Source organism: Vibrio sp. QJM3NY_35 (assembly GCF_057785915.1).
In genome coordinates this window covers 2,013,685-2,026,829 of sequence record NZ_CM173507.1, presented here as the reverse complement: position 1 = coordinate 2,026,829, position 13,145 = coordinate 2,013,685, and the positions used below count along the sequence as shown (strand labels likewise).

The following is a 13,145-nucleotide window of genomic DNA, read 5'->3' as shown; positions in this document are numbered from 1 at the left end:
CCTACTTTAAGGTCGAAAACAGAAAAGCTAATGCTTACATAGATATACGTTATCTTTTTTTGTTTTTTGACGCGCGTAATCAGATTGAGAGACTTGTCTACTTTTGATAACTGGTGTTAGCGATTGAATTGTAGAGAAGCCCTCAACAGTACGATATACTAGATACCATATTAATGTCCCTAACGCGTGATAGATTCTGTGGAAGCGTTGGCAGGATATGTTGTTATGCTCCAGTTTATGAAGTATAGCTAGAGTGCGGAGTTGGCAATGTCTTCAATAAATTTCGAATCCACGTACGGTGTAATAACTATTCAAGATATGAATGTAGTTAGTGTTGACGCTAACTATGCTCGCATCTATGGATACCAATCGCCCGAAGAACTACTTTCTAATATCGATAGCTTTCTAGATTTAATCTCAGAAGATTATCATGTTCTAGCTTATCAAAATTACCTTGAAACGGTCAGTGGTCAACGCGACCCTCAGGTTCACACCTATACCAATGTTGATCGTAATGGCAGAGAGTTCACCGTGTTTTCTATCGACCATGTGACGGAGTGGCAGGGAAGACCTGCACTGCAAGTCACTGTGATCGATCTTTCCCCTGCGATTCAGCTGCAAAATGCGGTGCGTGAGCAAGATAAGATGTATCACGACATGATCATGCAATCTGGGCAGGGCATCTTGGTTCACCGAGATTTCAAGCCGCTGATGGTTAATCAATCTTGGGTTAACATGCAAGGCGCTGCTTCCATCGAGCAAGTATTAGAGCTGGACTCTATCCTTGAACTGGTACCAAAACAGAATGCCGATGGCATCAGCAAGCACTATCACGCGATCGTATCAGGGGAGTTGTCAGGTACTAGTACCGTGGTTGAAAACATTGGCTTTGACGGCGTTCATCGGTTCTTCAATATTTACGACAATGCGATTACTTGGAAAGGTCAGCCAGCCGTTCAGGTTGTGCTCGAAGATGTGACTCAAAAGGTGATGCTGGAAAAGCAGTTGGTACACCAAGCGAACTTCGATGAAATGACCGACTTACTTAACCGCAGAGCGATTTATGAATGGTTGAGAGAACACATTTCCTCTAACAACTACCTTGTGTGTATGCTGCTGGATATCGATGATTTTAAGTCGATTAATGACACTTACGGTCATATGGTTGGTGATGAGGTCATTTGCGCTTTGGCTAATATTACCAAGCGCAGTGCCGAGAAAGTCGGCGGAGTAGCAGGCCGTTGGGGTGGTGAAGAATTCATTATATTTATCCCACATGCCTCTCTTGAAACTGCGCGCGAGGTTTCAGAACAAATTCGTCAAGAGTTCAATCAAGCCGAGTTCAAAATCGATGAGAAGGTTCGATTTAATGTGAGTGTCAGTATAGGAATAAGTGATAGCCGAGCCTGTGAAGACGGTGTCACTATTGACGCACTCGTGAACTTAACCGATCAATCTCTCTATCGCGCGAAAGCCAACGGCAAGAACTGTGTCGATGGAGATGTGGTCGCGCTCTAGTCTTTGTACGTTGCTTTATTAAAGCAGATCGTCTCATCTGGAATGAAAAATGCCCTGAAGCAGAAGCCTCAGAGCATTTTTGTATCACACTTGTGATGGCGCTCTGCTGATTAAGCAGAAACCTCAACTTCGTAAGAACCAAATTTACGGATGTTAATCACACCTGTATCTAGGATAAGGTATTGGCCTTTAATGCCTTGAAGTACGCCTGTCACTTCAGGGTTCTTATCAAAGTTATGCGACACAATCTTCACTGGGTGCTGCTCAACTGGGTAGCTCAGTGAAGTGATGTTTTCGCTCAGAATTTCGATAGCATCGTCACCAAACTTAGCTCTGATCTCTTGGATTTTATCTTCAACCAATGGCAACAGTTCTTTGGCTTTTTCTACCAACTCCATATCGTCGCCGTCGCCTTTTAGCAGCGTGCGCCAGTTGGTTTTGTCAGCAATGTGCTTTGCCAACTCTACTTCGATCAGGCCAGAAATCTGACGTGTTTTTACCTTCAAGATAGGCAAACCTTGAGTCGCGCCTTGATCAATCCAACGGGTAGGGATTTGAGTGTGACGAGTGATACCCACCTTTAGGCTTGATGTGTTCGATAGGTAAACGAAGTGATCAACCATGCAGTTCTCTTCACCCCATTGAGGCTCACGACAAGTGCCTTCATCGTAGTGGCACGTCTCTGGTTTCATGATGCACATGTCGCAGCTTGCTAGCTTTTTCATGCACACAAAGCAGTGGCCTTGAGAGTAGCTTTTCTTGGTTTTCTTACCACATGAGCAGCAAAAAATATTGCCAGTGTGAGTGAGGTTGATGGTTTTACCAATCAGAGGGTTTAGCTCTACAAACTCTTCGCCTACAGGCAAACGGTAGGTAACCGCGCCATCAAGGGAAGCACTCATCTTTTTGAGTGTACCTTTTGCTAATAAAGACATGACATTACTCGTTGTATTTTGATTATTATTTCGTCGACTCGATTGCGCTGCGAGCAGGCAGTACGGTTAACGATGATTATGCGATGAGTATAACAAATGGTACCTGTTTTTATACGCAATATTACTTGATTCTCGATGTAAATAATCTGAATGAAATATAGGCATAAAAATATAGTATGACATTTTGTTCAGCCGTGATATAACGTTTTTTAGTGATTTATTGGTATCAAGATCACTAATTTATCTGACTTGTTTTTTATCGTGAAATCCCAACTATAGGGATCTTAAGCCGGAAGCTTAGACGTGAAGTGGATCCATAAGATTGTTATCTTTCTCGTTATCGCAACGCTTGCCATTGTGCAGTATTACCGTGTGAGCGGAAATCGTGTGATAACAGCAATAACCCCTGATAAATATGAATTTATCGCGACTAGCGATCAAGTGGATAGAGGCGTCAGTACGTCCCAATTATCTTATCAAAATGGCCAGTATATTCTCGACTGTGAGCTTAAAAAGTCTGAGTATCCGTGGCCTTATTGCGGCCTATCGGTTCGTATCAACCCAGACATTACCACTGGCCTTGACCTTTCTCAGTACCACACCTTTAGAGTCAATATTGATTACCATGCGGAGGCGGACTCTAGTGGCCGTTTGAGAACCTACCTACGTAACTACAACCCTGCATATTCAGTTCCAGATAACGAGTACACACATAAGTACAACGGAATGGAGTTTTCTCCAGGAATCGATGGTGGTGTGATTGAGATTCCGATTAAAAACCTGCAAGTGATGACATGGTGGTTGGCGGATAACGACATTGCGTTAGAGCACTCAGCACCTGAGTTTTCGAATGTGAATATGGTTGAATTTGCTACTGCGTCTGGTGCGAAACTGGGTCACCACAGAATAGTCATCCGCAGTATTGAGTTCGAGGGATCTTATATTTCAGGCGAAAGCTTGTTCCTTATCTTACTGTTTGTTTGGGTTGGTACGGGCACCGTATTCTTATTGTCTGAGTTAAACCGTTCAAGAAAGCGTATGGTGCTTGCAGAGAAAAGGCATCATCACTTAAAGAACGTCAATCGAGCACTGAGAGAGCAAAACTTTGAGTTTTCAGAAAAGGCTCATCGTGATGAACTGACTGGGATTCTCAACCGACACGCGATTCGTGATTGGCTAAAAATGCAGTCTCAGCAGGTAAAGCAAGGGCATGGAAAGTTGAGTATGTTGTATCTCGATATCGACTACTTCAAGAGCGTCAACGATAAATACGGACACCAAATGGGTGATCATATCTTACGAGAATTCAGCATGGTGGTGGGCAGTTCGATCAGCGCTTCCGACAAATTGGTGCGGTGGGGTGGTGAAGAGTTCATTGTTTTTTGCCCGGAGACTGATCTTGGCGAAGCACAAAGAAAGGCCGAGAAAATCCGACTTTTAGTCAGCCAGCACCTTTGGGTTCATGGCGATCCACTGACATGCAGTATTGGTGTTGCCGAGATGAAGCAAGAGCGGGTGACAGAGACCATTGCTCGCGCTGATGAAGCTTTATATCAAGCGAAGCATTCAGGTCGAAATCAGGTGATCTTGAGTCACTAATCTGAAAATTGTTTTGATGAGTTTATAAGCCATATGTGCATATGTGGCGTTTTTATGGTTCTTCTCCCAAAAGCCAAAAACAAAAAAGGTGGCGCGGGGCCACCAAAAGGGAAAAGCGTTTCTTGTTTTTATGTGCCCGTTCAGTGCTTGCTTACGCTGAACGGGCATTTTTGTCTTGGTTGAACCGGGGGAAGTTCAACCCGTTTAGGGAGAGCATTCCTGTAAGTATGCGCTTATAGGACGTTCGTGCTTACCAGAAGATCCAAGCGAACAGAGTCAGAACTAGGATACAAACTAGGTTCAACACCATACCGATTCGCATCATCTCTTTCTGCTTGATGTGGCCCGAGCCAAACACGATTGCGTTAGGTGGTGTGGCTACTGGTAGCATGAAGGCACAAGATGCAGCAACCGCAATCAGTGCAGACAAGATAACTGGAGACATCCCCAGCGCTTCAGCAATAGTCGCAAATACAGGGACAAGCAATGCCGCACTCGCCGTGTTACTCGCAAATTCCGTTAGGAATACCACGAACGCTACCACGGCTAGAATCGTAAGCAGTACGCCAGCTGTTTCTAAAAATCCGCTTAGTGAGTGTGCTAGGAATACGCTGGTTCCTGTCGCTTTCAGAATATTACTTAAACAGATACCGCCACCGAACAGGATAAGCACACCCCAGTCTGTAATGCCGATCAGTTAGAGCCAAAGTGATCGGTTGAACGATCCTTCAGAGCTGTCAAAATCCAAGTGTATTTAATGCACTTGGATTTTTTTATGGATGTTTCTCAAGCTCTAAACATAATTAATGATTGGAAACCTAGCAACGTTGAAACTTTGTCTGACTTGCTTCCAATTGACCTCATCGACGAAGCTTATTCTCTTACTGATACTGTCACGATGAGAAAGAGGAAATTAACTCTAGAATCCATGGTTTGGTTACTTGTTGGAATGGCTATCTACAACAATAAATCCATGAAAGACTTAGTTAATCAGCTTGATATTGTCGACCGTACGGGTAAAGCTTTTGTCGCACCGAGCGCGTTGACTCAACGTCGAAAGACGTTGGGTGAAGACGCAATTAAAGCGGTCTTTGAGCGAATGACAACTTCATGGTTAAAAAGTGCAAAGTTACCTCAGTGGAATGGATTAACGCTGCTTGGCGTCGATGGAGTTGTTTGGCGAACGCCCGATAACCCGCAAAATGAAAATGCATTTTCTCGACAAAAAGGGACACAATATCCGCAAGTGAGAATGGTCTGCCAAATGGAACTAAGCAGTCACATTATCACGGCAAGTGCCTTTGATAATTACAATACAAACGAAATGGTATTAGCTGAAAAACTGGTAGAAACAACACCAAACCATAGCGTGACAATGTTCGATAAGGGGTTCTATTCTTTAGGTTTATTACATAAATGGCAAGACTCTGGCTCAGAGCGCCATTGGCTTATCCCCCTCAAGAAAAATACACAATATGACATTGTTCAATCTTTAGGGCGAAATGACAAACTTGTTCAATTACACAGTAACCCAAGAGCTAGAAAGCTATGGCCTGATTTACCAAAGTCGATAACCGCTCGACTTGTCACTCGTAAAATTAAAGGAAAAGACTACCAAGTATTAACCTCCATGACGGACTCCCTGCGTTACCCATCAAAAGATATTGCAGGCCTTTATGAACATCGTTGGGAAATAGAGCTAGGCTACCGAGAGCAAAAACAATACATGCTTGGAAACCGTCTTACGCTGCGAAGTCGTTTACCAGAGCTGGTCAAGCAGGAGTTATGGGGTATCTTGCTTACTTACAATTTAATCCGATATCAGATGGTCGAGCTCTGCTTAAATTTAAAGGGAAATTACCTTCCCTATCAACTGAGTTTTAACGGCACATTAGCTCATGTATCAGCGTTACTTGTAGGCTTACCTTACTCAACACCAGGAGCAATACCTCGTCAGTTAAAGGGGTTTCACAACATGGCTGAAAGCTTAATACTTGAAGGGCGAAGGGAAAGAACATTCCCTAGAACAGTTAAGCCTAGACCACAACGGTATGCTAAGAACAAAAATGCCGTTCACTCTTAAGTGAACGGCATTACACCCCAGTCTGTTGTTTTCTCTACATCTTTCCATTCCACCGCTCTAGAAGCGCCAAGCAGTACAATTGCGCCAATCGCTACCAAGCTATCAAATTTAGAGAATCCGCCAATCATTGCGTTGATTGGTTTACCGAATATCCAAAGCGTTACCGTTAAAAGGAAGATAGACAGTGTGATTTTCTTGCTGTTTGTCCACTCAACTGGGGCATGGTCTAGCTCGAATTTGTGGTCAAGCTTTGGCTTAGTCATCACGTAAAGAATAATCATCGCGATTGGCAGTAAGATCATTGAGATAGGTAGGCCAAGTGCCATCCACTCTGTGAAGCTCAAGCCAACTTCTGCCGCTGCAATTGCGTTTGGTGGGCTACCAACCAAGGTTGCGATGCCACCGATTGATGCACAGTAAGCGATACCCAATAGCACGAACACGTAGGTGTTGCGGTCTTCACTTTGGTCGACTTTGTTCATGATGCCAAGAACAAGAGGAAGCATCATTGCAGTGGTGGCTGTGTTTGAGATCCACATTGATAGACCGGCACTCACACCGAACAACATGAACACAGCGACCGACATTCTGCCTTTTGCAATCAGCAGTACTTTGTCAGCAATCGCTTTATCTAGCTCTTGTTTGTTCAGTGCGGCTGCTAATGCGAAGCCACCCATGAACAAGAAGATGATTGGGTTTGAAAAGTTAGCCAGCGCTGCGGGCGTGTTGAATACACCAAACAAGATAGCCAATAAGGGAACGAGCAAAGCGGTGATGCTGACGTGAATAGCTTCTGTTAACCATAGAATGGCAACGAACACGAGAATACTTAAACCTGTATTCACTTGCGCTTCGAATGGCAGGGTATTAAGCAAAACAGCAAATAGCGTGAAATTACCAATTAATATCATGCTGTTGCGGGTAAACAACCAGTGTTTCAGTGTAGTAACAAGTGCCGTCATAAGACGCTCCTTTTGTTTATCCTCGTTTTATTGGTGCACGACTTCATTGAGTCGTGCTTATTATTTTCGAGGTATATAGCTTGATGTAGGGTCAGACTTTGTTGGAAGAATGTTACTCAAGTTAATAAAGGAGTGTTGGTGTGTTTTTGCTTAACAATGGGGAAGTGTGAGGCAACAAATTCAAAATGTGTAGTTTTCTACACATCGGTCTCTTCAGGGGCTGCAATCGGGCTTGTTGTAGGGTCGACAACAGGGTTTACAGTGGGGTCAGTAATAGGGTTTGGAATCGGAAATGATTCCGGTTTTGGGCTCGGTTGAATAGGCTCTTTAGGGCCAAGAAACTTTGGCGTTGTCCCCATGATATACAGATCAAGGAATGCTTTGGTACGCGCAAACACTTCACGTAAACGTATCGTGGTTCCGGAATGGTGGGTTGGTCCTGAAACGGCTAAACACTGCGCATGAATATCGTAAGAATTGGCGATGAATAGCGCTCTTTCACAGTGGAATTTTTGAGTGATGATCAGGAAGTTATCGGTATCGAATATCTTTTTGGCGCGAACAATCGAGTCTAAGGTTCTGAACCCCGCGTAGTCGAGATTGATACGTTCATCGGGGACGCCTGCTTTCAACAAGTCGCGCTTCATCGTCCACGGCTCATTGTAAGAGCGATGAGCGTTATCGCCACTCAGTAGAAATTGGTCCACTTTTTCACGATCGAACAGCTCAATCGCCGCTTCAATTCGGTGCTTATAATAGTCGTTGAGTGTTCTACCCAAATATTTGCTTGTGCCAAGCACAACTGCAACCTCAAGCTCGGGCACTTCATCAATATCGTAGATGATGCGATCTTCCGCTTGCCATGAAACCCAATAATCGATCGCAATAACCGCAGCGCTGCCTACCAAGAACACAATAAATGAGCCATACAGAAAACCTTGCAGTTTTTTGTATGTTTTTAGTAAGTAGTTTCGGCAAATGTGAGAATTGAATTTCACTCTCGGCATAGTCCTTTGACTGAGCATTATTTTTTGAGTGCTCGATAATACCAAATAAAAATGAGAAAAATCAGTTAAAAAGACAAGACAGTGTAAAGAAAAAAGCCCCTGCAATGGCAGAGGCTCTTAGAAGAGGAATTAACGCTCTTTATTCCAAGCGCAGTACGCTTTATTGAGAGCGCAGCACGCTTTATTAGAATGCCGTGCGCTTGTAGCGACGGTAAACTGGCTGCCAGAAGTGCTGGTCAATCGCTTGTTGCAGTGCTTCTTCAGTGATCTCTAGAGCAACGCCCTGTTCAATCGCCTTCTTACCAACAGCAAGAGCAATCTTCTTCGATACAGTGTGGATTTCTTCTAATGGTGGAAGTAGAGCGCCTGTGCCATTGATTGCTAGTGGAGAACACGTTGCAAGTGCACGGCTTGATTCCATTAGCATTTCGTCAGTGATGCGTGAAGCATTCACAGCTAATACACCAAGGCCAATACCTGGGAAGATGTAGCTGTTGTTACACTGAGCGATTGGATAAGTCGTGCCATTGTGAACTACTGGCTCAAATGGGCTACCTGTCGCAACAAGTGCTTGGCCATCAGTCCAACGAATAATGTCGTTTGGTGTCGCTTCAACACGGCTTGTTGGGTTAGACAGTGGGAACACGATAGGGCGTTCACAGTGCAGGTTCATCTCTTTGATGACTTCTTTGCTGAATAGACCTGGAGCACCAGATACACCAACCAATACTGTTGGTTTCGCGTGGCGAACAACATCTAGTAGAGAGAAACCAGTGCCGTCGCTTTCCCAGTCTTTGGTGTTTTCGTTGGTTTGAACCAGACGCTGTTGGAAATCAAGCAGGTTTTGCATGCCTTCCTGTAGCAGACCCCAACGGTCAACCATGTAAACTTGAGAGCGAGCTTGTGCATCGCTGATACCTTCAGACACCATTTGAGCAATGATAGCTTCAGCAATACCACAACCTGCAGAACCCGCACCTAAGAAGGTAATACGCTGATCTGACAGTTTGCTGTTTGCTGCTTTACATGCTGCAAGTAGAGAGCCAACCGTTACGGCAGCTGTGCCTTGGATGTCATCGTTGAAACAACAGATGCGATCTTTGTAACGCTCAAGCAGTGGCATTGCGTTCTTTTGTGCGAAATCTTCGAACTGAACTAATGCATCAGGCCAACGGCGTTGAACCGCTTGGATGAACTCTTCAACGAATGCATCGTAGTCAGCACCTGTGATACGAGGGTGACGCCAGCCCATGTACATTGGATCAGCAAGACGTTGAGGGTTGTTAGTACCCACATCGAGCACGATTGGTAGCATGTAAGCTGGGCTGATGCCGCCACACGCTGTGTAAAGTGCTAGCTTACCAATTGGAATACCCATGCCACCGATGCCTTGGTCTCCCAAACCAAGAATGCGCTCACCATCCGTAACCACGATAACTTTAACGTTGTGGTTTGTCGCATTATTCAGTAGATCATCGATACGATCGCGGTTCGGGTATGAAATAAACAGACCACGACCACGACGGTAAATATTTGAGAAGTTCTCACATGCTGCGCCAACCGTTGGCGTGTAAATGATAGGCATCATTTCAGAGATGTGGTTTTGAACTAAACGATAAAAAAGCGTTTCATTAGTGTCTTGGATGTTACGAAGGTAGATATGCTTATCCATATCACTTTCGAAGTTACAATATTGTTTGTATGCACGTCCTACTTGCTCTTGGATTGTTTCGGTTGTTTCCGGTAACAAACCTTCAAGGTTGAAAGAACTGCGCTCTTCAGCAGAGAATGCGCTGCCTTTGTTTAGAAGAGGGGTACTTAGTAGAGCAGGACCAGCATAAGGGATATATAGAGGGCGTTTATCGTTGTTCATTGGATGCCTAATATGGGAGAAAGGGTAACTGAAAAATGATAACGGTTTAGTTATTCAATTGTAAATAGTTTCTCCGCGATCTGAGCAAACAAAATGATATTCTTACCTCTGTCCCACACTTATCGAATTTCAACACGATAATTCGTTATACTTTGCTCACACTTTTTCGCGACGCTCCCTTTTATGTCATTACTTCCCATCGATGCTTATCAAAATGTATTCCACCAACAAATCGTTAATTCTCACCTTGTAGTAGAGGCTGAAACCGGATCAGGTAAATCTACGCGATTGCCAATTTGGGCTTCCCAACATGGGCGAGTTCTGGTGGTTGAGCCAAGACGCATCGCGTGTACTTCACTGGCTAAATATCTCGCACAACAATCGGGCGTGAAGCTTGGTAGCAAAGTGGGCTATGCGATTAAGCTCGAATCGGAATACAACGAGCAAACGGACGTTGTTTTTGTTACGCCCGGTATCGCGCTGCGTTGGCTGTCAGAAGATGGGCTCGCTAGCTTTGACGTGATCGTGGTGGATGAGTTTCATGAGAGACGCTGGGACATCGACTTGCTGGTGGCGATTCTGAAACAAAAAGCGAGTCACCGTTTGGTGAGCACATCAGCAACCATTGAGGGTGAACGCCTTGCTTATTATTTGGATGCGAATCGAATCAGTTGTGAAGGCCGAACTTATCAAGTTGAGATTGAACACAGAGCGAATGAATCCAGAACTCTGCCTGATATCCGACATCTAGAGCAGCGCATCGCGGAAGAAGTGAATCATCAATTAATTGCGTCTTTCGGCGATATGTTGGTTTTTCTGCCGGGTAAAAAAGAGATTGTGCAATGCGAACAAGCCTTAGCGAAAAATCCAGATATCCAAGTCATTAAATTGCATGCGTCGGTCAGTGATAAAGAGCGAGATTTAGCGTTATCGGGTCGGAATATCGATACTGCAGGTAATGGTTTGAGAAAGGTCATTCTTGCGACCAACGTTGCAGAAACCTCATTAACCATTCCTGACATAGGTGTGGTGATAGATTCAGGATTAGAAAGGCGCACTGTTCAGCGTAATGGCAGAACAACTCTGATGCTTAAATCCATATCACGAGCCAGTGCCAAACAACGAGCTGGCCGCGCGGGTAGGGTCATGGACGGCGTTTGTGTGCGTCTATATGGTGAGCATGCGGCGTTAGAGTTAGTCACACCGCCTGAATTGCAGCGTGAAGAGCTGACCGAGCCTATGTTGGCCGCGGCATGTTGTGGATCTCCGCTTGAGAGTTTGTCTTTCCTCGATCCTATTCCTGAGAAGTCGCTAAATAGCGCAACTCAAACCTTGCTGACGATGGAAGCAATTAACGGCAACCATCAAATTACCGAGCATGGCAAAAAGCTGTATCCGTTGCCGATTGACGCTTTGTATGCCGATATCGTTACTCGAATCAAAACCAAAGCATTAAAAGAAGCGATGGTCGATCTCACGGCGGCGCTATCTGTTCCTGCTCGCCTATATCAGTTACCTAATAATGCAGAACATCTAGAAGCGCTCGCTCAACAAGAAAAAGAAGAGTGTGATTTATCCCTGTTAATTCAGATTGTTCGCGGTCGTGATTATCCGCATCTTGAAATAGACCAGCAGGCTTTGAATGAAGCCCAAGGTTTGGCGAAGCAAATGCGTGAGGTGTTTGAACTTCCCCAGTTAGAGGTTGCCTCTCGCTATCAACGTACCGCTCTACTTGAAACTATTATTCAGTTGCACCCTGAATTGGTGTTTGTACGCCGACTGAAAAGGAAAGAAGCGTTTGCCAACGGGATGTTAGAGGTTGTACTTGGTCGCCAAAATCGTTTCCCTGACAATGCGCAAGCGATGTTGGTGTTGGACACTCACAGCTTACCGGGAAGAGGGGTTAAGCAAACACTGACCTTAGCGACGGTCACTGCACCTATTCCTCTTGAGCTTATAGTTGATGCTGAGTTAGGAGATTGGGAGCAAGGTGAAACCGTTGTGAATGATGATGGCGTCTTTACCGAGATGGCGTTGATGTACGCAGGCCGCACGATTACAACCAAGCTTGTCGCGGCTGAAGGGCAACTATCATTAAAGCCTATCGTCGATCTCGTGGTAAGTGGTGCTCAACTTCCTGGTTTTGCAAAGGTTCGCACTCAAGAGATTAAGCATTGGCAGCTGTATGTGAAACTCGGTCTCGATGAGCCAACACAATACACACCAGAAATTGAGAACATTAACTTTGAGCTATGGTTTATAGAGCAGCTTGAAGTGTTAGGGGTTACTGATGTCAGCGAATTGGAAATGTTTGACCACTCAGACATACCGTTCGATGGCATTCCAACTTGGCTCTATTCAGAATTTTCGGAAAAATACCCGTTTGCATTGAGCCTTGCCGACTTGCAACTCGATGTAGAATACTTGCCCGCGAGAAAGCTGATTTACGTTCACTATCAATCGGGTAGTCGAAAGTTATCGCCAAAACGTTGGGAGCTGCCGACATGGTCAGGCTGGCGCATTCAGTACAAAAAAGCGAGCCGAATAATTGATATCAAATAGATGGATAAGTTTTATCTCTAAAATATTAATCAAATAGGTGCATATATGATTTTTCAGTGCTTATTTTGTTACAAGTTTGATTTTTATATGCCTTTTTAACCAATCAAAAGGTCATAAAAGACTATTCTTCTATATCCTATTGCTATAAAGAAAGAGTTGATAGATATTGAGTATATTGTGTTGCCAAAGTGTCGGGGGACATCATGGATAAACAGGAAGAGACGCGTGTAGAGTTCGATTACACAACATTTCTTGGCGCCTCATGCAGTAAAAAATGGACTTTTCTGGAAGCACTCACCACAATTGCGCCAGTATTCAGTACCGTCTGGCGAGATAGCATTAAAGAGCTAGCAAGCCCTGAAGATCGTTTATGGCAGATGGCATTGAAATCAATGTCGACGCGTAAAAGTGATGAGTCGAATATTGTGACCTTACTCAAGCTCGCGAAGCTGGAAGGAATCAATGAGCTCAAAGTAGTGATGCCATATTCTCTTGAAGAAGAGCAGATCGAGTATATTGAATCGCGCAGTCATTTAGTGATTGCGGGTAATTCTGGAGAAGAGTTCACGATTAGGCTGTAACTTCAGTTTGCCTATAACCTCTTTC

The 13,145-nt window shown here is 44.4% G+C and carries 8 protein-coding genes and 2 pseudogenes; 5 read left to right on the top strand and 5 right to left on the bottom strand.

Annotated features, from left to right (window positions below; all coding sequences use genetic code 11):
• Positions 1 to 267 precede the first annotated feature (267 nt).
• Positions 268 to 1,518: a sensor domain-containing diguanylate cyclase gene (locus tag AC3CH3_RS09125; protein ID WP_488537013.1), complete on the top strand. Its 1,251-nt coding sequence runs from the start codon at positions 268 to 270 to the stop codon at positions 1,516 to 1,518.
• Between the two features lie 110 nt (positions 1,519 to 1,628).
• Here AC3CH3_RS09125 and AC3CH3_RS09120 read toward each other — a convergent pair whose 3' ends face one another.
• Positions 1,629 to 2,453, bottom strand: a complete 825-nt coding sequence (locus AC3CH3_RS09120) for a DUF2797 domain-containing protein (RefSeq protein WP_017063586.1) — start codon at positions 2,451 to 2,453, stop codon at positions 1,629 to 1,631.
• Positions 2,454 to 2,756: 303 nt separating this feature from the next.
• On the opposite strand from AC3CH3_RS09120, the gene AC3CH3_RS09115 reads away from it, so the two are divergent.
• Entirely contained in the window at positions 2,757 to 4,052 is a 1,296-nt protein-coding gene (locus tag AC3CH3_RS09115) for a GGDEF domain-containing protein (RefSeq protein WP_488537012.1), read from the top strand.
• Positions 4,053 to 4,302: 250 nt separating this feature from the next.
• Here the strand turns inward: AC3CH3_RS09115 and AC3CH3_RS09110 are convergent.
• Positions 4,303 to 4,737, bottom strand: a pseudogene (locus AC3CH3_RS09110) (SLC13 family permease); the annotation flags it as partial.
• 90 nt (positions 4,738 to 4,827) lie between these two features.
• Between AC3CH3_RS09110 and AC3CH3_RS09105 the strand changes: the two are divergent.
• Positions 4,828 to 6,135 carry an IS4 family transposase gene (locus tag AC3CH3_RS09105; protein ID WP_488537011.1) on the top strand — a complete coding sequence of 436 codons (1,308 nt, stop codon included), beginning with the start codon at positions 4,828 to 4,830 and terminating at the stop codon, positions 6,133 to 6,135.
• 8 nt (positions 6,136 to 6,143) lie between these two features.
• On the opposite strand, the pseudogene AC3CH3_RS09100 reads toward AC3CH3_RS09105, so the two are convergent.
• From AC3CH3_RS09100 to AC3CH3_RS09090, 3 genes and pseudogenes are all read right to left on the bottom strand, one after another.
• Positions 6,144 to 7,097 (bottom strand): annotated as a pseudogene (locus tag AC3CH3_RS09100) (DASS family sodium-coupled anion symporter); the annotation flags it as partial.
• 197 nt (positions 7,098 to 7,294) lie between these two features.
• Positions 7,295 to 8,095 carry a SanA/YdcF family protein gene (locus AC3CH3_RS09095; protein ID WP_029405420.1) on the bottom strand — a complete coding sequence of 267 codons (801 nt, stop codon included), beginning with the start codon at positions 8,093 to 8,095 and terminating at the stop codon, positions 7,295 to 7,297.
• A gap of 193 nt (positions 8,096 to 8,288) precedes the next feature.
• Positions 8,289 to 9,977 (bottom strand): NAD-dependent malic enzyme, encoded by a 1,689-nt coding sequence (locus AC3CH3_RS09090; protein ID WP_019821850.1) that lies wholly within the window; start codon positions 9,975 to 9,977, stop codon positions 8,289 to 8,291.
• A 183-nt stretch (positions 9,978 to 10,160) separates the two neighbouring features.
• On the opposite strand from AC3CH3_RS09090, the gene AC3CH3_RS09085 reads away from it, so the two are divergent.
• Positions 10,161 to 12,539 (top strand): helicase-related protein, encoded by a 2,379-nt coding sequence (locus AC3CH3_RS09085; RefSeq protein WP_488537010.1) that lies wholly within the window; start codon positions 10,161 to 10,163, stop codon positions 12,537 to 12,539.
• Positions 12,540 to 12,742: 203 nt separating this feature from the next.
• Positions 12,743 to 13,120: a hypothetical protein gene (locus AC3CH3_RS09080; RefSeq protein WP_019821854.1), complete on the top strand. Its 378-nt coding sequence runs from the start codon at positions 12,743 to 12,745 to the stop codon at positions 13,118 to 13,120.
• The last annotated feature ends 25 nt before the right edge of the window (positions 13,121 to 13,145 follow it).